The organism is Tenericutes bacterium MZ-XQ, from assembly GCA_002838205.1.
In the GTDB taxonomy this organism is placed as follows: domain Bacteria; phylum Bacillota_I; class Bacilli_A; order Acholeplasmatales; family Acholeplasmataceae; genus Mariniplasma.
This window is the reverse complement of sequence record CP017950.1, coordinates 1,066,856-1,086,164: the sequence shown is the minus strand read 5'-3', so window position 1 is coordinate 1,086,164 and position 19,309 is coordinate 1,066,856. Positions and strand designations below refer to the sequence as shown.

Sequence of the window (19,309 nt, the reverse complement as noted above, 5' to 3'; positions counted from 1 at the left end):
ATCACTTTTATTTTTAATAACTGGCTATATAAGGTATAATATATATAGGAAGCGAGTGATTAAGTGAAAGGATTATATATCCATATTCCTTTTTGTGAATATATATGTCATTATTGTGATTTCGTAAAAAGAGTCCCTAAAAATAAAGAAATGATTGATGAATACTTAAAAGCATTAGTTAAAGAAATTCATCAATATGAAAAGCACTTTCATACGATTGAAACCATTTATATTGGTGGTGGAACACCAAGTATGCTTGATCCTGAGCAACTTGTTTTTTTACTCAGTCATTTAAAGGATATTCATCCAGTAGAATTTTCAATTGAAGTGAACCCTGAAAGTTATACGTATCAAAAGGGAGAAATCTTCAAAAAATATGGCGTTAATCGTGTAAGTTTAGGTGTACAAACATTTAATCAAGAACTGCTTCATTACTTGAATCGTGGTCATACAAATGATCAAGTTTTTAAAGTTGTAAATCATTTAAAACACATAGGTATAAACTTCATCAGTATTGATTTAATTTATGCAATCCCTAAACAAACATATGAGGACTTAAGATACGATTTAAAAATGATTAACGAATTAGATATCACACACGTTTCTTGTTACTCATTAATCCTAGAAGAAAAAACTTATTTTTATCATCAATACATTAGAGGTAATTTCAAACAAGTGGATGAAGATGTTGAAGCTACTATGTATAAAATGGTCATGGATGAACTTAAGAATCAAGGATTTGAACATTATGAGATATCAAATTTTGCGAAGCATGGTCATTATTCATTACATAATATGATATATTGGACACTTGGTGAATATATCGGCGTTGGTCTTGGAGCACATGGATTTATTGAAGGAAAAAGAACTTACAATGAACGTGCACTACCTAAATATATTGATCACTATATAAAAGAGGAAACTCTTCAAACTAAAGACATGATGATTCAAGATGAACTCATTTTTGGACTACGAAAAATCAAAGGTGTAGAGATAAGTGACATTGAAAAAAAATACGATATTAAACTGTTTGAACTGTATCCAAAGCTTCAAGAAAAAATAGATATAGGTTTAGTCGAAATTGAAAATGGTTATTTAAAACTTACTAATCAAGGATTGTTTTTAGGTAATCAAGTATTTATGGTGTTTATATGAAATATTTACTCAAGGATTATGAATATTATTTAAAAAAAGAAAAAGGATCTTCAAAAAACACGATCAGTGCGTATGCAAGAGACCTTGATCAATATCGCTTATTTTTAGAAAAATATCATCAAATTAAGAAACCTTCTCAAATTCAAAAGAAACACATTGAAGGTTTTCTAAAGAGTTTGGATAAAAGAGTATCTAGTAAAACTTTGGCTAGAAAACTAACTGCAATTAAAAGTTTCCATCATTTTTTAGCACTTGAAAAAGAAGTGGATATAGATATAACAAAAGATTTTTCTACACCAAAATCTAACAAAACATTGCCCAAAGTGTTATCTATTGATCAAGTTGTAAGCTTACTTGAAGAGGTTGATAAAGATACAAATTTAGGTCTTAGAAATAAAGCTTTATTAGAACTTATCTATGGGTCTGGGCTTAGAGTAAGTGAACTATTAGATATCGAAACTGAGGATATTCATTTGAATCAGAGTTACGTCATTGTACATGGAAAAGGATCAAAAGAACGTATGGTTCCAATATCTGATATGGCAAATATTGCACTTAGAAAATACATGGCTGATGCACGACCGAATCTTGTTAATGACAAGAGAAATACCTATGTTTTTTTGAACCAAAATGGACAAAGATTATCAAGACAAGGGTTCTTTAAAGTCTTAAAAAAACTTGCGTCTGATGCAGGTATAGATTCTGAATGTTCACCACATACACTAAGACATTCGTTTGCAACACACTTACTTGAAAATGGTATGGACTTACGAACATTACAAACTTTACTTGGGCATGAGGACATATCGACCACACAAATCTACACCCATATTAGTCAAAAAAGAATTAAAGAAATATATAAAAAAGCACATCCGCGTGCAAAGGAGGAATCATAATGTATAAAAGAATATTTTTGATAGTTTTAGACAGTCTAGGTATTGGAGAAGCTCCAGATGCAAAGGATTACAATGATGAAGGGGCACACACAATTGGACATATTGCTGAGCGTATGGATCTTAAAATCCCTAACATGGAAGCCTTAGGATATGGTAATATTGCACATATTAAAAATGTAAAATCAGTAGAAAAACCTAAAGCTTTTTACACCAAAATGCAGGAAGCATCATTAGGAAAAGACACGATGACAGGACATTGGGAAATGATGGGAATGTATATTACTAAACCTTTTCAAACGTTTACTGATACTGGATTTCCTAAAGAACTCATAGATGAACTAGAAGAGAAAACTGGTCGAAAAGTTGTTGGAAATATCTCAGCTTCAGGTACAGAAATCATAAAAGATCTCGGTGAGCATCATATGAAAACTGGTGATTTAATCGTCTATACTTCAGCAGATTCAGTGTTACAAATTGCTATGCATGAAGAAATTATTCCGATTGATGAGCAGTATAAAATCTGTGAAATTGCAAGAGAAATCACTATGAAACCTGAATGGAAAGTTGGACGTGTAATCGCAAGACCATTTTTAGGAACCAATAAAGATGACTTTAAACGTACACCAAATCGCCATGATTATGCTCTAAGACCACATGAGAAAACGGCTTTAAATTTCTTGAGTGAAGCAGGATTTGATGTGATAGCTCTTGGCAAAATCAATGACATTTTTGATGGATTTGGTATTACAGAATACAGCAAGACAAAGAGCAATGATGATGGCATGAGACAAATTACTGACGTTGCAGATAAAGATTTCGAAGGATTGTGTTTCTTAAATTTAGTTGATTTTGATGCACTTTATGGACATAGAAGAGACCCAATTGGATACGGAAAAGCAATCGAAGCATTCGATGAACAGCTGCCACTTTTAATGGAAAAACTTGGTGAGGATGACCTCTTGTTACTTACTGCAGATCATGGTAATGACCCTATACATCATGGTACTGATCACACGAGAGAATACGTTCCTTTATTAGCTTATTCTAAACGTTTTAAAGAAGGAAAAGAAATGCCGATATTTAAAACATTTGCTGATATTGGGTATACAATCAACGACAATTTTGGAACTGAAAAACCTAAGAATGGTGAGTCGTTTTTAAAATACTTGAGTAATAAATAATACTAATAAAATAGATAAAATCAAAAGGTCTAAGCAACAAAGCGTAGACCTTTTTTTGTATCTTAATCTATATGTATTTTATGATAAATTTTGTGTTTTAAGTAAAGTAATCCAAATGAAAAAAATGTAACTAAAGGACCCAATAATCCTATAGTAAATCCAATCAATCCCAATGTTTCACGCGGATAATTTTGGGGGTCTAAAAATGGATAAACATACCTAGCACTTTCGTAATTTGGAACAGTGACTTCGATTAAATCGCCGAAGAAAGGCTCGATGATTATGTAGACTAATCCCATAAAAATTAAAGGATAAATAAGTGCTATCCAAAACTTGTTAATTGGTATTTTGTAATTATAAAATAAGAAGTAAAATATGACATATAATGTTGGATTTATCGTGTGTAAAACATGATGCATAAAATTAATGTGATCCATGTAAGGTACTAATAATATATGAAACACAATTGCTGTTATAAGTATATTTACGAGAGTAATAAAGGCCAAGTAATTTACAAATTTATTGTCATGTTTTTTAAATAAAAAAAGAAGAAGTGTGATGGTTAAAAGTAAGTTTGATTGTGATGTGAAATATAGAAAAGTCACAAACAATGATGCACCAAAATGATCAAAAACTAGTGCTCTTTCTATCTCCAGACCGATGCCTAAAAGACCAAATAAAAGAACAAATAATGCATAAATTGTGATTAATTTTTGATGATGTATGAGCCTTTTCAAGAACAACCACTCCCTAAAAATAGTTCTCAATTTCATTCATTTTATGAGTAATACCGAGCGCTAACATCAGGCGAATTCTAGCTTTTTGTGCATTCAAATTATTAGTAAATATGACTCCTAACGTTCTTAGATGATGTCCTCCACCTTCGTATCCATAGTTATCGAGGACACGACCTTTGGGGCATCTAGATGTAAGAACAACTGGTATGTTATGCTCAATAGCTCTTTTGATACCTGGGACCATCATTGGAGGAACATTACCTCTACCTAATGCTTCAAGAACAATACCCTTAACTCCATTATCAATTAAGAAGTTTAGTATTTGTGAACTGGTTCCTGCAGCAGCTTGAATGATTTCAACCTCTTGAACTACATTTTCTGGATTAATGATTTTCCTAAAATCGGGAGCTTTTCTGGTATAGATGACATTTTCTTGCTCAACGATTCCAATGGGGCCAAACTCCAATGACTTAAAAGTATCAAGTGATAAAGTATGTGACTTAGTAACTTCAGACGCTGTATTGATCTCATCATTCAAACATACTAGTACACCCTTATCTCTCGAATCATCGTGAGCAGCAACTAGAATTGAAGATACCAAATTGCTTAGGCCATCAAAACCTAGTTCAGAAAATGATCTCATCGAACCTGTAAAAACCACTGGTTTAGAAGAACCTAAATAGAGGTCTAAGAAATATGCTGTTTCCTCTAATGTATCAGTTCCATGGGTGATAACGACACCATCATTCTCAGGGTCTTTTAGCATACGATTGGTTAACTTAGCTAACTCAAGCATGTCAGAAGGCGTCACTGATGGAGATGGTTTTAATGAGAACAAATGTGTTTTTAGAGTTACATGTTTGATCTCATTAGAGATGTTTTCTATCAGTTCGTTTTGATTATTAATGATCTGATTTTTATTGGTTAATTCATTGCGTTCCATTGATATTGTGCCACCTGTGAAGATGACAATTATTGTTTTTTTCTTCATATAATCACCATTTATATTGTATCACACTATGCATATAAACGTATCAGCAAATCGTTAGCTAATTTTACTCGTATTTCGAGGGTTTAAACAAAACATACAATCACAAGGGCAAAATAAGAAGGGTTAGCAGTTAACAACTTATCCACACTAATTCACTTATCCGCACAGTTGCAATCATATCTAATGGTTTACATAATATATATTATACGCACAAATATAAAATAGAAAACAATGCTTTAGAGTATTTTATCACTTTATATATAAGTGCATGACCATGATAAAAACAGTCATTTAACGCTTCTACCGCCGTTAAATATACTCATATATTATAATTGAATATGATATAAATATTCGAGAGTGCATTTTGAGTAACTTTAATTACTTCGGCTTTATGATTGTATGACTAAAGCTCTTAAATGACGATATAGCGTATTTTGATCATTTTTAGGGTATATTTGGAGAAGAGAAATTTTCACTTCTTACTTCTTCTACTAGGGTGCGTGTGTGATTATTTATGGTTGACTGTATCTAGAAATCTTTAGAGCAAATGTAGAGGTGTTTTACAATAAGCATTCAACGCATGTTAATTTTAGAGTAGATAAATTTTGACACTGACAGGGCAAGACACTTTTATATTCATATGCATTCTGAGCTGATCTAGATCAATATGTGTTCAGTTTGGTCATTCGAAACTGTTCATGTGTCATTCTGGTTTTTCTCTATTATTGTCCATCTGATATTTCAAGTACGATGTCATATGCTATGTAAATTCTTATGATAGCAACTTTTCATAATGTCTCTCAGTCATTATTAACCTTTATAAGTTTTTCACGAATCTCATATTTTTTATGTGCAAATAAGTTTCATGAATAATCTTATCTAATGTTGATCCTAAGATATACTTACCCTGATAAGTATTAACACACAAAGATTTCAAGACATACATTTACCTGCTTAATACTAGCTTCACAACTTTATCATTCGGTTGAATCGTTGGATTATGATTTGCATTTTGTGCTCCAGGTATAAATTTTTCACTTCAGTAAGATTTTCTAAAAAAGTTATTTTGTTTTAAAAATGTTTATATATACTAAACATACGTTTTTAGTCATAACTTTTCGTTAGATCCTATTCTTTTATTTAATCACCCATATGATTACTCAAATACTTCCCTTTTTTCTTTTGATAATTACTCTATGGCATTTCTTTGGATTATCATTAAATTGACAATATTTTTTTCTAGAATTCTTTATATCATAGCCTACTTTTTTCTTTACCAATCATCTAGACTTATCATTTTTTAAACTTGTCCTGTACAAGAATCCCAAAAAATAGGCGCTATATCACCACTTCATATTGCATCACAGTCAATAAACAATTTCTAAGCTTTGTCATATGATGTGCTACATTTGATTGATTCAGTTCTATTGTAGCCTTTAGTGGGTCATTTTAACATCTAAAACAGCTTCAAAATAATTACACGATTATTACCACAATTTTCTAAATCTACTGTTTATAACTGATTCTTCGACTACTGTTTTATTAATACTACATGATACATATAATTGATCAGTCACATCAATTATGATTTGATGTTTATTCAAATTTCTTGTAATGATATGAGCCAAAAAAACATCAACTTATATGATCATTGGAAATGTTTTATAAATCAAATATCACCTGATTTTCTTTGTTGCATATTACATATAAGTATATCTAAAATAATTTCTAAATTTTATTAATTTTTTTATAAGTGTCCATCAAATTCTGTCGTTATTTTTAAACCTTCCAAAATCATTTATAACGATCTATATTTTGTCTTTTACTTCTTTATTCTATGATCATTATGTATCATATATTCAAGTTCTCTTTAAACAAATTTCTATGAACTAATTATCAATGTTTCACGAGAAAAAAAGAATGAGTTTTACCTCATCCTTTATAGCCTATAAATTCTAAAATATCTTTAGTTAATTGGTCTGGAACATCAACTAGTGGTGAGTGTCCGCAATCTTCATAAACAATATATTTTGACTGTTCTTCCATAGCCTTTACATTGTCTTTAATCATGTACTCTGGTACAGTAATATCCTTAGTTCCCCAAGTATGTAACACAGGTGCTTTAACCTTTGAAATATTGTTCATACCAGCATTGTAAAAATTATGTTGATCTGACATATTTAGGTTTGCTAAGGCCCAGTCTGCATCAGGTAAATTTCTTTGTTTGAGAGACTCATTTATCCAAAGTTTATTGTTATCTTCAGATGGTTTATTTACTGTGTAAATCATCACATCAAAGATGTAACTTACAAAAGCAAAGTTATTCTCTTTCTGAGCTTTTAGAATGGGTAGGACTTGAACAGGATCGTTTGCCATTTCATCAGCTGAATGATAGACTTCTCCAACAAGTGGTTTTCCATCAGAACCTTTTTTGAATACAGGATAACCTTTATGAGTTGTTGAATTGATTAGTACTAAAGACTTAACAACTTCAGGGTGATGAGCCGCAAGTTCTAATGCAACACCTCCACCAAGTGACCATCCAACAACATCAAACTGTTCAATCTCTTTTGCTTGCATAAACATATAAATGTCTTCTGCAAAATCATTTAAACTACTGATACGTCTATAATACGTTGAATCACCAAAACCTCTTAAATCGGGTGCAATCACTTTGATGTTACTAGGTAATCTTTCTAAGAGTGGTGTGTAGTGAAGTGATGAAGAAAAGTTTCCATGAATCAGTAACAATACTTCATCACCTTGTCCTTGTTCAACATAATGGTAGACTTCACCATTTTTTAAAACAATACTTCTTTTTTCCATTTAAGAACCCTCCTATATATTATACTTAGATTGTTTAGCATTTATGAATCCTAAAACTAGTGAAACAAACACCATAGGTCTTTCGTACATGGAAGCATGACCAACACCAGGTAAGATCACAAGTTCAGAATCTTTAATCAATTCATGCAAGACTTTTTGATTACCAATTGGTGTTAAATAATCTTCATCAGCAGCAACAATTAATGTTGGTGATTCAATGACATGGAGTTTATCTCTTACATCAAAATGTTCAGCGCTATTGGTAAGTCTTTCCATTGCATCTAGAAAATCTGGATTAGAGAAAACTGGTAATAAGATTTGTTCTCTTTTTTTCATCCACTCTAATCTGCTTTCATAAAAGCTTGGAGAATAAATTGCTGGAATGGTTGCTTGATAATAAGTTTGACCATTTCTAGTTCTGCCTATCGAATTCCATTTATAACCGATTTCTGCAAGCCATGGTGAGGTGTAAGCTGTCGTGTTAAACAAAACCAGTCTATCGACTAAATTTGGGTGTTTTACAGCAAATGATAATGCAACTTCCCCACCATATGAAATACCAACGATACTAATCTTTTCTAACTTTAATTCTTTTAATAATGATTCAATCACTTGAACTTGAATATCTTGAGTATATATACTAGAAACTAATTTATCAGATTGACCTTGATCAATAAAATCTAAGCGAATAACCATGTTGTTTTCAGTGAAGGATTCCATGAAAGGTTCCCAACTTTTTGTTGACATCATGATACCATTTAAGATTAAAAATGGTTTACCAGTACCTGATACTTCATAATATACATTGCGGCCTTTATAATTTAAGATGCTCATATCAATTACCTGGAATGTATTGAAGTCTAATCGCTTCTTTTCTTAAATCATCTCTAAACTTAGGATGCGCAATACTAATCAATAGTTCAACACGTTCTTGTATAGATGTACCTCTTAAAGACACACAACCATATTCAGTTACAACATAGTCAACATCATTTCTAGATAAAGTCACTGCAGCACCTGGTTTTAAGAAAGGTACAATCTTAGATATTTCTTCTCTTTCGCCAGTCTCAGGATTTTTAACATTTGCAGTTGAATATAATGTAATAAAGCTCATACCACCTTTTGAGTTTTGAGCACCAACTGCAGTATCTGATTGTCCACCAGTACCACTAAATTGACGGTGTCCAATTGATTCAGATGCACATTGTCCTGTTAGATCAACTTCAATGGTTGTATTGATAGAGACTTGATGATCATTTAACCCTATTACTGCAGGATCATTTACGTAATTTCCATTTAAGATTTGAACACTTGGATTATCATCTATAAACTCGTATAATTCTTTAGTCCCTAAAGCGAAACATGCGACATGTTTATGTTTATGCGTATTTTTCTTAGATCCATTTGCTGCACCAGATTTAACTAAATGCATAAGACCTGTAGTAAACATTTCAGTGTGAATACCTAAATCTTTTTTATCTAATAAAGCATGAGCAACTGCATTTGGAATACCACCAATACCTAGTTGCAATGTAGATCCATCTTTAATTTTTTCAGCGATGAAATTTCCTATTTTAATATCTTTTTCATTTGGAACGGCATCAGGAAGTGTTGGAGCTTCATAATCTGCCTCTACAATGTAATCAATTTTTGATTCATGGATTTCTACATCTCCAAAAGTTCTTGGGAAATTAGGGTTTACTTCTAAGATAACGATATCCGCAAGCTCAATCGCTTCTTGTTCATAAACATTAGATAAAGATAATGATAAGAATCCATGCTTATCAGGTGGGGTTGCTGTTCCAACAAAAATGTTAGGTTTCGTATGTTCAAAACGTTTACGACCAGCTAAATGCAAATGATTAGGTATAAAACTAATATTTCCATTTTCATGTACTTTTCTTAAGGAAGCCCCATAAAACCAACTGTCAGTTGAAAATGAAGATTTATAAGTTGGATTTATAAAAAATTCGCCATTTTCAAATGGTAAACAATTTGTCACTTTGACCCCTTTAACTTGATCTGCAACTTCATGAAGTTTTTGAATAAATAATTTAGGTTCAGCTCCAGCCATACCAAGAACAACACTATCGTTGTCTTTAACAAGTTTAATGGCTTCATTTACTGTGATTTTTTTAGGTGTTTTCATCTTATGCCTTCTTTCTTTATATTTAGATGAGGGGAGAGTAAATACCCTCCCCATAACTAAATTATATGATTATTTTGCTTGAATGTCTTGAATCGTTTCGATATTTCTAACTTTTGCCCATTGAGGAGCTTCACCAGAATTATCTAATTGTAGTAATGCCATTGAAGCAATACCCCAACGTTTACCTTCTGTAAAGTCAACAACGCCACCCATAGGTACATTGATTTCTGCAGATTCCATAGCATCTATATAAGTTTCCCATGTTAATAAGCCATCATCAACACGGTTTAAACCTTCAACAAAGATTGATGCAGCGATATATCCAGCCATTGCAAATGCATTAGCAGCATAATCAGCATGTCCAGCAGCAGTCATATCTGTAGCGAATGCCCAGTATGCATCAGAGAAACCAGCTTGACCATTTGGATCTACGATGTCTAACCATGCGTTAGCATACATAGGGAATCCGTAATCAATTGTTGGATCTACTGAAGTCGCATCAGCATTAACATATGATGTAAATACAGGAACTTCTAATCCAGCACTATTTAACGCACCAACAGCAGCCTTGAAAGGAGCTTGGTTAGATGCAACGATTACAGCAGATACACCTTCTGTTTGTAAATCTAATACAGCAGCAGCTAGTGCAGCAGTATCAGCAACTGAGAATGATCTGTAAATGAAATCATCTTCTCTACCTTCTGTAGCAGCTTGTACTTCGATACCAGCTTTAATTGAAACACCGTCATCAGTCGTTGTATGTAATACACCAACTTTAGCATCAGCAGCTAATTGAGCATCTCCATTAGCACCAAATAATGCTTCATTTAATGCTCTTGCAGTCATCATTCTACCATCAGTCTTATAAATTGGTTGAACTGCCATGACTGGATTTGATAATCCATCTTCTTTTTCAAAATATAATGCATTGATACCTGTTGCAGCATATACCATAGGAACACCAGTTTCTTGGATATAACCTAATGTAGCACCAACAGTTGGAGTACCAAAGTGACCAACAAGTGCGAAGATGTTATCTTCTTCAACTAATTGTTTTGTATAGTTTAGACCAGCTGTTGCATCAAAGCCATCATCGTAAGTCACAAATTCAATTGTACGACCTGCAACACCACCAGCTTCGTTAATCTTATGGAAATAAGCTTCAATACCTGCATTAAATGGAACACCAACAAATGATAATGCTCCAGAAGCAACTGCCGTATTACCAACTTTGATTGTTGTTTCTGTTACACCTTGAACAATAACTTCTCTAACTTTATAAGAGAAAGTTGCTGTTTTTTCTTCGAAAGTAACTGTGATTACGCCATCAAGTTTAACAGCTTCTGATGTGAAACCAGTTAATGTATAACCTGTAACTTCTTCACGATCACCATTTTCATATAAAGCTTCGATCACTAAACCAGCATCATCAAATGATTCACCGATTGCATATTGTTGTGTCGTTGGTAAACTCTTAACACTAATTGATCTTAAAACTCTTTCAGCGTTTGGATCAAAAACATTTACTGTGAAAGTAACTGTTTTGCCTTCATAAGTAACTGTAATTGTTTGTTCTGAAGCAGTTGCGTTATCAAAGCCACTAACTGTTAAGTCAGCTACTGCTAATTCAACTTCTGTTTCATCAGAATAAACAGCTTTAACTGCTAATCCAGCTAAATCAAGTTCTTCACCTAAATTGTACTCTACCTTTGTTGGTTCTGCAGTAATGACAATACTTTCTAATTCTTTGTCTGTATTTGTATCATCAACACATGCAATTAAACCGAATAAAGAGAATACTGCAACGAATAATAAAACTAATTTTTTCATTTTTTTCTCCTTTTGTCGCTTATTTGCGTCATTATATATTTCTGCTTTTCGCAGTTATAACTATTTTTTAGATCCTAAGTAAGCATTAATGAGTTCATCATCATTTAGTAATGCTTCTCCGGTTCCTTCTTTCTTAACTTTTCCAAGTTCTAATAAGTATGCATAGTCAGCAATTTTTAATGTTTGATATGCATTTTGTTCAACGATGAGGATGGTTGTTCCTCTTTTTTTAATCGTCTCAATAATTTTAAAAATATCTCTTACAATAAGTGGTGCTAATCCTAAAGATGGTTCATCAAGAAGTAAGAGTTTTGGATTTCCCATTAATGCTCTACCAATGGCCAACATTTGTTGTTCACCACCTGATAGAGTCGATGCTTGTTGTTTTTTTCTTTCTTCTAGAATTGGAAAATATCCATAAACTTCTTTCAAAAGATTGTTTGTTTGTTCTTTAACAGTAATCTTCGTTTTAACTTCTATGCCATTATCAATCGTTGTTTTAATAATAGGTTTTAATGCATAAGCACCAACTTTTAAGTTTTCTTCAACAGTTAGACCATATAAGATGAGTCGTCCTTCAGGTGATTGTAAAATGCCTTTTTGAGCAATCTTATGAGGATCTAGGTTTGTGATATCTTCATCTTTGAATGTAACAGATCCTGATGAGATTTTTGTGACACCAGACAAACTTCTAATTAAAGATGATTTACCAGCCCCATTAGCTCCTAAGATGGCTACAATCTTTCCTTCTTCAACATTTAAGTTCACACCTTTAACAGCTCGAATGATACCATAATCAATGGTTAAATCTTTGATTTTTAATATATCCATATCATTCGCCTCCTAAATATGCTTCTTTAACCACTGGATGGTTTTGAATATCTTCAGGTGTACCAATCGCAAGTTTTTTTCCAAAACTAATTGCACAGATGGTATCACATATACTCATAACTAATCCCATATCATGTTCGACTAAGAAAATGGTTGTGTCATAATCTTTTTGAATCTTTTTAATGGTTTTAGCTAAGGCTTCTGTTTCAGCATCGTTAAGACCTGCTGCTGGTTCATCTAAGATGATCAGTGAAGGGTTTGTCATTAGTGTTCTAGCAAGTTCTATTTTCTTTAAGATACCATATGGAAGTCCTAATGGATAGAAATCTTTATAAACATATAGATCTAAGTCTTTTAATATTTTTTCTGCTCTCATCTTTAAAATCTTTTCTTCTCTCTTAAAACTTAATGTTTGAAAAGAATGATTAAAGAATTTTGAACGGTATAAACTGTGAGCACCAACAAGCATATTATCTAGGATTGATAACTCCCAAATAAGTTCAACATTTTGGAATGTTCTTACAATACCTTGTTTGATGACATCGTGAACCTTGTAGTCTAATAGTGAAATGATGTCATGTTCTCTATTTTTAAAGATGATTTTTCCTTCTGTTGGTTTATAAAACTGAGTAATACAGTTAAATACTGTTGTTTTACCTGCACCATTAGGTCCAATAAGACCGAAGATTTCACCTTTTTTAACATCGAAAGACAATTTATCGACTGCTTTGAGTCCACCAAAGTTCATGGTTAGATTTTCAACTTCTAATAGTTTATCGTCGAATTGATCTACTGCATTGATATTTTTCTCATTTAACTTTTGTATAATTGGTTTTAACTGAGCTCGTTTTTCTGACAATTGTTTTTCTTTATGTTCAATTTTGTGATTAATTAAAGTCTGTCTTTGAGCAATCATTTCATCATGTTTTTGTTTTAAGTTGTTTTCAAATGCTTTGATGCTATCTAAAGCTTCTTTCTCACTTGATTTAAAGATCTGCTCATTTGCCTTAATTTGCTCTTTAGAGTAGTTTCTTGCACTATATGGAGCAAGTATTTCTGTCTTTTTTTCTTCAAGCTCTTGTTCCAAAGTTTTTAATCTGTTTTCTACTTCTGTTTCGATACGTTTCATCTCATCAGATTGGTTCTTAAGTTTTTCAAGATCTCTAACCTTTTTAGCAATGACAGCTCTTTTTTTAAGTTGATATGACTTTTCAATTTTTTCAATCTTATCTTCTGTATGATATTTGACATAATCATCATTAGACAATTGTTCGATTTCTTTTTCTAATAAATCTCTTCGGTAGTTTTCTTTATACTTGTCAAGTTGCTTTTGATACGATTTATTTAATTTGTCTTTGTATAATTCTATATCCGCTTGAAGTAATTCAATTTGATAAGCCAATTTTGCTATTTGTTTTTCAAGGAGTGTCTTTGTTAGACTTTTAAATGTCTTTGCCATAACGATACTCCTTCCATCTAGTATTTAATTGATTAAACCATTTAACTGCTAAGTTTTTAATATCAGTAAACAATTTGATAACCCCGCCAGGATAAAACATTACCACTACGATGATCAGTGCTCCAGAGAACATCAAGTGTGCATTTTTATATGTTTGGAAGAAAGCAAATCTTACAAGGACTAAATCTTTTAAACCAAAGATAATGAATGTTCCAACTAATACACCCCAAATGTTTTTAGTTCCACCAATAACAACGGCTGCTAATACGTTTAGTGATAAATCAATACCCCAACTTGTTGGGTAAGCAGTCAGCGATCTAACCATATTAAGCATCCCACCTGTGACAGCGAACAATGTTGCGAGTAAGAAAGCTGATAATCGATATTTTAACAAACTGATACCCATAGCTTGTGCAGCTGATGTCGAATTTTTGATTGATAAGAATGCACGTCCTGTAGGGCTTTTAATGATATTGATTGTCCAAAGCATGAGAATCACCATGAAAATGACAATGACATAATAAACCGGATTATAAATTAATGTGTTTGAACTAAAAATACCGAAAAAATCCATACCTGCTTGTAAGTTCATCCCATTTGCTCCACCAGTAAATGGTGAATTTTCAAAAAACTTCTTTAATATTTCTGATAAACCTAAAGTGACAATTGCAAGATACATCCCTTCAATTCTAAGTGAGATAAATCCAACGATTGCGCCAAGGATAAGCGATAATATCAATCCAATGATAAATGCGATTTCTGATGCAATACCAGCAGTTTGGAATAAATAACCGATTAAATAAGCGCCAAGTCCCATAAATCCTGCAGTTCCTAATGATGCTAAACCTGCATAACCTAATAGAATCATAAACCCTAGGGCAACAATATATCTGGTTAGTACTGGAGATAAGAAGTTTAAAACTGAAGGTCTAATCAGTCCTGTTGAACCAATGACTTGTAATAAAACCAATAAACCACCAAGTAATATAATTGGAAAATATGGATGTTTGGTGTAAGTATTAAAACGTGACATGAATGCATGTTTCTGTGTTTTCTTTTCGTATGTTAGTTTCATGATTACACCTTCTTCGCAATCTTCTTGCCGAACAATCCAATAGGCTTAATTAAGATGATAATGAGGATGATGATATAAACAACAACCTTATAATAAACACCTAAGTTTTCTCCACCTATTTGTAATTGTGGCATGATATAATATGAGATTTGGTTTAAAACAGGAATGATGATTGCGCCAACAACTGGACCAAAGAATGTTGAAAACCCGCCTAAAATTGAAGCTAAGAATCCATTGACTTGCATTTCAGTCATAAACGCAACATTAATTGTAATATTGTAAGATGCATAAATGATAGCACCGAGTGAACCTAATGCACCTGCTATACCCCAACTCATTGCTGTAATAAATTTTGTATTAACACCCATCATGCCAGCAACACGTTCATTTGCTGCAGTTGAGCGCACACCTAATCCCCATTTTGTATACTTCAACATGACAAATACTGTAGAAATCACAACAGTTGTTAGAGTGATTGCATAAATATAATTCTTTTGAATCACAATATTTTTACCCATTGATGTTTCTATTACAAAGGTACCATCAAACAAGAATGGTATCGTTGGCATGTTTAATTCTGCCTTAAAGAATAGTGTAGGCAGTAATCCCATAACGAATAATACAATACCCATGGTAATCATTTGCTTGGTCAAGGCATTACTGAATTTAGATTTCCTAATCAGTATGGTATCAATAAATATACCAAATAAGAATGCTACAATAATCCCTGATAAGAAAGCAATCAGTGTTAAGAAAACTGTGCTTGCTTCTGGGAATTCTAAGATCAAATAACGATTATATAGTATGGTAACGATATAGGCTCCCGAAGCTGCAATCATCCCTTGCGCAAAGTTTGTTGTAAATGATGTTCTAAAAATTAGAACAATCGCTAATGTGACGAGCGCTAATGGTGCTGCATCAGCTAGTGCTAATATGAGTCTGTTTATAATATCAACTGCCATAACTGATCGTTACCCCCATCTTATGATATTCGCTGCCCATACATATCCAATACCAGCGGCTAACATGCAGACGACTGTGCCATCTTTAACCTGTCCAGTTTGAAGTGCTAGGTGCAGTGATAATATTTGATCGATTTGGCCAATGTGACCATAATCTTCTAAATAAATGGATTGGTTCTCTTTAAGTCCTAGTTCATTGAGCATAAACTCATGACCTGAACGTTTGATATGTAAAATATCAAGATAACCAATATCATTTCTTGTTAAATTTGATTTTCTCAAAGACTCATCGATACATGTAATCCAATTTGGCATGGATACTTCGTTAAGTCTTTCTTTCATTTTTTTAGGATCCATTAATCTTAATGATTTCTTGGCTTCTTCAACGTTATCTTTGGTAATTGGATTGCATACGCCCCCAATTTCGACCCCAGCTGTTCTTGATAAAGATCCATCTGCAATCATATGTGATCCTAATAATATGTTTTTATTGTGGTTTTTCTTTAAAATGATTGCGCCTCCACCAGCACCTAAGTTATACATCATTGACATATCTTTATCAGTATAGTCCACAAAATCGCCATTACGGTATCCACCGACGACCATGATGATGTTAATTTCATCATCTGCAACGAGCATGTCTTTCGCCATTTTCATTGCAGAAACGGTTGTACAGCAACGGTTTTGTACATCTATACCCCAAGCATTGGTTGCACCAATTCTGTCTTGTATGTATAATGCAGAAGTTGTTAATGGATATTCTTTCCATTCTTCTGTAACACTTAAGATTACATCGATATCTTTTGGATTAACACCAGTGTTTTTAAGTGCGTCAAGTGCGGCAAGTGCTCCCATTTCTTGAGTACCATCTTTTGGCATCTCTTGTGGTATCGTTTTTTGTCTAATGCCTAGTTTTTCGATAACTGCTTCTTCAGACCAAACACCTTGTGTCTTTTCTGAAACTTCTTTTGCAGTCATCCTTCCTTCTGGCAAATAAATCCCAGTACCAACGATGCCTACGTGTACTTTTTCCATAGTAGGAACCTAACCTTTCTTATATAAGTGTGATAATTATAATCTCATACCACCGTTAACACTTAGTGTTTGACCTGTGACATAAGATGCTTCTTCTGATGCTAAGAATAAAGCTGCATTTGCAATTTCTTGTGGTTGACCTAAACGTTTTAACATAGTCATTGCAGCAAATTTATCAAGTAAATCTTGAGGAACTGTTTTTAAGATATCTGTCATGATATATCCTGGAGCAATCGCATTAACTCTAACATTTTGACCTTTTCTAGCAAATTCTTTTGCCCAAGTCATTGTTAATCCTAAAACACCTGCTTTAGTAGCTGCATAATTTGCTTGTCCAATGTTTCCATATAAACCAACAACAGATGATATATTGATAATTGAACCATAATTATTTTCAGTCATGTGTGGTCCAATAAGTCTTGTTAAGTTAAAGACACCTTTTAAGTTTACATTGATGACTGCATCCCACATATCATCAGTCATTTTGTGTGTCATTGCATCTTTTGTAATACCAGCATTATTGACTAAAATATCAATTTTACCGAATTTTTCAACGATTTCATTGAAAAACACTTGAATACCTTCAACATCTGTAACATTCAATCTATAAAAGTGAACATTTTTCGCTTCATAAGTCATTTCACCTATATCAGCTGCAATAACAGTTGCACCTTCTTTAGCAAATGTTTCAGAAATTGCTTGACCCAATCCTTTTGCGCCACCTGTAACTACGGCAACTCTTCCATCTAATCTTCCCATGATATTCTCCTTATTTTACTTTTTTAAAGATCACTGCAGTTCCCATACCGCCACCGATACATAAACTTGCAAGACCTACATTTTTATTTTCTTGTTTTAACATTTCATGAAGCAATGTAACAATAATTCTATTACCGCTTGCTCCAACTGGATGTCCAAGTGCGATTGCACCACCATTTACGTTTGTTTTTTCTAAAATGTCTTCTTTAGAAACACCAAAAGCCTCAGTTAACTCTCTAATCACTCCTAGCGATTGAGCTGCAAAAGCTTCATTTAGTTCCAATAGCTCTAAATCGTTAAATGATAAATTAGCAGTTTTTAATGCTTGTTTGATTGCAGGAGTAGGTCCTAAACCCATGATAGATGGATCAACACCACCTTGACCAATGCCTACAAGTTCAAATAATGGAGTTAAGTTATATTTTTTAACTGCTTCATCACTTGCAAGTAATAAGAAACTTGCGCCATCATTAATACCTGATGATGAACCAGCAGTTACTGAACCATCTTTTTTAAATGCAGGTCTTAATTGTGAGAGTTTCTCATATGAAGTACCTCTATTGATGTACTCGTCTTTATCAAAGACAACTTCACCTTTTCTTGTTTTAATCGTAATTGGTACAATTTCATCTTTAAATTTACCAGCATCATCAGCCGTTCTAGCACGTAACTGAGAGTTCCAAGCAAATTGGTCTTGTTCTTCTCTTGTTAATCCGAACTTTTCAACGATATTTTCTGCTGTAATACCCATATGATACCCTTCAAAAGCATCAGTAAGAGCGTCATAAAGCATGTGATCTCTTAATGGTTGTTCCCCCATTTTAAGACCAGTTCTTACTTTGCCTGGTACTAAATATGGAGTGTTTGTCATAGATTCAGCTCCACCAGCAACAACAACATCATGAAAGCCTAACATAATATTTGCATAAGCATTCATAACAGTCTTCATACCACTACCACATACCATATTTACACCATATGCAGGTACAGTTGAAGGAATTCCAGATTTAATTGAAATCTGTCTAGCTACACCTTGACCAAGTCCAGCAGGTAATATATTGCCTACCAATACTTCATCAATCTTTGAAGGATCAATCTTTGTTTCTTCGAGTAGTGCACGTAACACTTGTGAACCAAAGTCTGCTGGATGTACATCTGATAATGACCCCATGAATGAACCGATTGGACTACGTTTTGCGCCTACCACATAAACTTTTCTCATTTTAATTCTCCTATTCTTAAAAGCGTTTACAATTTTTTCCTAAAAATATATGACATAGTACAAAAAGCGCAAAAAAGGCTTTTGTTATGTCGTTATTTGTTTAAATTGTGTAGTTTCTTACTATGAATATATATTCATAATACGATTTCATATTATCATAGGTTATATCTTTTGTCAATCAATTACATATATATTGTTCGT

16 protein-coding genes are annotated in these 19,309 nt (G+C 33.0%); 3 read left to right on the top strand and 13 right to left on the bottom strand.

Annotated features, from left to right (window positions below; all coding sequences use genetic code 11):
* The first annotated feature begins 63 nt into the window (after positions 1–63).
* The 3 genes from BK011_05320 to BK011_05310 are packed head-to-tail and all read left to right on the top strand — an operon-like array spanning position 64 to position 3,232.
* Positions 64–1,155, top strand: coding sequence for a hypothetical protein (locus BK011_05320; GenBank protein ID AUD65126.1), 1,092 nt, complete (start codon positions 64–66; stop codon positions 1,153–1,155).
* A complete protein-coding gene (locus tag BK011_05315) occupies positions 1,152–2,051 on the top strand; it encodes a site-specific tyrosine recombinase XerD (protein AUD65125.1) in 900 nt (299 codons plus the stop codon). The genes BK011_05320 and BK011_05315 overlap by 4 nt, the downstream gene beginning before the upstream one ends.
* Positions 2,051–3,232, top strand: coding sequence for a phosphopentomutase (locus BK011_05310; protein AUD65124.1), 1,182 nt, complete (start codon positions 2,051–2,053; stop codon positions 3,230–3,232). The genes BK011_05315 and BK011_05310 overlap by 1 nt, the downstream gene beginning before the upstream one ends.
* A 62-nt stretch (positions 3,233–3,294) precedes the next feature.
* On the opposite strand, the gene BK011_05305 is transcribed toward BK011_05310, so the two are convergent.
* The 13 genes from BK011_05305 to BK011_05245 all read right to left on the bottom strand — a co-directional run bounded on the left by BK011_05305 (position 3,295) and on the right by BK011_05245 (position 19,108).
* Positions 3,295–3,969, bottom strand: a complete 675-nt coding sequence (locus BK011_05305; protein AUD65123.1) for a hypothetical protein — start codon at positions 3,967–3,969, stop codon at positions 3,295–3,297.
* Positions 3,970–3,982: 13 nt separating this feature from the next.
* Complete coding sequence (locus BK011_05300; GenBank protein ID AUD65122.1) at positions 3,983–4,960, bottom strand: L-asparaginase; 978 nt, start codon at positions 4,958–4,960, stop codon at positions 3,983–3,985.
* A gap of 1,932 nt (positions 4,961–6,892) precedes the next feature.
* Positions 6,893–7,786, bottom strand: a complete 894-nt coding sequence (locus tag BK011_05295) for a hypothetical protein (protein AUD65121.1) — start codon at positions 7,784–7,786, stop codon at positions 6,893–6,895.
* A 12-nt stretch (positions 7,787–7,798) separates the two neighbouring features.
* A complete protein-coding gene (locus BK011_05290; GenBank protein ID AUD65120.1) occupies positions 7,799–8,620 on the bottom strand; it encodes an alpha/beta hydrolase in 822 nt (273 codons plus the stop codon).
* Position 8,621: 1 nt separating this feature from the next.
* The gene (locus BK011_05285; protein ID AUD65119.1) at positions 8,622–9,935 is read right to left on the bottom strand and encodes a 4-hydroxybutyrate--acetyl-CoA CoA transferase; all 1,314 of its coding nucleotides are present in this window, start codon (positions 9,933–9,935) and stop codon (positions 8,622–8,624) included.
* 69 nt (positions 9,936–10,004) lie between these two features.
* Positions 10,005–11,765 carry a hypothetical protein gene (locus tag BK011_05280; protein AUD65118.1) on the bottom strand — a complete coding sequence of 587 codons (1,761 nt, stop codon included), beginning with the start codon at positions 11,763–11,765 and terminating at the stop codon, positions 10,005–10,007.
* A gap of 60 nt (positions 11,766–11,825) precedes the next feature.
* A complete protein-coding gene (locus BK011_05275; GenBank protein ID AUD65117.1) occupies positions 11,826–12,596 on the bottom strand; it encodes an ABC transporter ATP-binding protein in 771 nt (256 codons plus the stop codon).
* Between the two features lies 1 nt (position 12,597).
* Positions 12,598–13,344 carry an ABC transporter ATP-binding protein gene (locus BK011_05270; GenBank protein ID AUD66155.1) on the bottom strand — a complete coding sequence of 249 codons (747 nt, stop codon included), beginning with the start codon at positions 13,342–13,344 and terminating at the stop codon, positions 12,598–12,600.
* Between the two features lie 694 nt (positions 13,345–14,038).
* Positions 14,039–15,130, bottom strand: a complete 1,092-nt coding sequence (locus BK011_05265; protein ID AUD65116.1) for a hypothetical protein — start codon at positions 15,128–15,130, stop codon at positions 14,039–14,041.
* Between the two features lie 2 nt (positions 15,131–15,132).
* Positions 15,133–16,092 (bottom strand): hypothetical protein, encoded by a 960-nt coding sequence (locus BK011_05260; GenBank protein ID AUD65115.1) that lies wholly within the window; start codon positions 16,090–16,092, stop codon positions 15,133–15,135.
* Between the two features lie 9 nt (positions 16,093–16,101).
* On the bottom strand, positions 16,102–17,127 hold the full coding sequence (locus tag BK011_05255) for a hypothetical protein (GenBank protein ID AUD65114.1): 1,026 nt from the start codon (positions 17,125–17,127) through the stop codon (positions 16,102–16,104).
* A 36-nt stretch (positions 17,128–17,163) separates the two neighbouring features.
* Positions 17,164–17,886 (bottom strand): beta-ketoacyl-ACP reductase, encoded by a 723-nt coding sequence (locus tag BK011_05250; GenBank protein ID AUD65113.1) that lies wholly within the window; start codon positions 17,884–17,886, stop codon positions 17,164–17,166.
* 10 nt (positions 17,887–17,896) lie between these two features.
* Entirely contained in the window at positions 17,897–19,108 is a 1,212-nt protein-coding gene (locus tag BK011_05245) for an acetyl-CoA acetyltransferase (protein AUD65112.1), read from the bottom strand.
* Positions 19,109–19,309 lie beyond the last annotated feature (201 nt).

Bases quoted from the DNA above. Each gene is read 5' to 3' on its own strand.
- BK011_05315 (AUD65125.1), top strand. From the start codon at position 1,152: ATGAAATATTTACTCAAGGATTATGAATATTATTTAAAAAAAGAAAAA.
- BK011_05310 (AUD65124.1), top strand. From the start codon at position 2,051: ATGTATAAAAGAATATTTTTGATAGTTTTAGACAGTCTAGGTATTGGA.
- BK011_05300 (AUD65122.1), bottom strand. From the start codon at position 4,960: ATGAAGAAAAAAACAATAATTGTCATCTTCACAGGTGGCACAATATCA.
- BK011_05295 (AUD65121.1), bottom strand. From the start codon at position 7,786: ATGGAAAAAAGAAGTATTGTTTTAAAAAATGGTGAAGTCTACCATTAT.
- BK011_05290 (AUD65120.1), bottom strand. From the start codon at position 8,620: ATGAGCATCTTAAATTATAAAGGCCGCAATGTATATTATGAAGTATCA.
- BK011_05285 (AUD65119.1), bottom strand. From the start codon at position 9,935: ATGAAAACACCTAAAAAAATCACAGTAAATGAAGCCATTAAACTTGTT.
- BK011_05280 (AUD65118.1), bottom strand. From the start codon at position 11,765: ATGAAAAAATTAGTTTTATTATTCGTTGCAGTATTCTCTTTATTCGGT.
- BK011_05275 (AUD65117.1), bottom strand. From the start codon at position 12,596: ATGGATATATTAAAAATCAAAGATTTAACCATTGATTATGGTATCATT.
- BK011_05270 (AUD66155.1), bottom strand. From the start codon at position 13,344: ATGAACTTTGGTGGACTCAAAGCAGTCGATAAATTGTCTTTCGATGTT.
- BK011_05265 (AUD65116.1), bottom strand. From the start codon at position 15,130: ATGAAACTAACATACGAAAAGAAAACACAGAAACATGCATTCATGTCA.
- BK011_05260 (AUD65115.1), bottom strand. From the start codon at position 16,092: ATGGCAGTTGATATTATAAACAGACTCATATTAGCACTAGCTGATGCA.
- BK011_05255 (AUD65114.1), bottom strand. From the start codon at position 17,127: ATGGAAAAAGTACACGTAGGCATCGTTGGTACTGGGATTTATTTGCCA.
- BK011_05250 (AUD65113.1), bottom strand. From the start codon at position 17,886: ATGGGAAGATTAGATGGAAGAGTTGCCGTAGTTACAGGTGGCGCAAAA.
- BK011_05245 (AUD65112.1), bottom strand. From the start codon at position 19,108: ATGAGAAAAGTTTATGTGGTAGGCGCAAAACGTAGTCCAATCGGTTCA.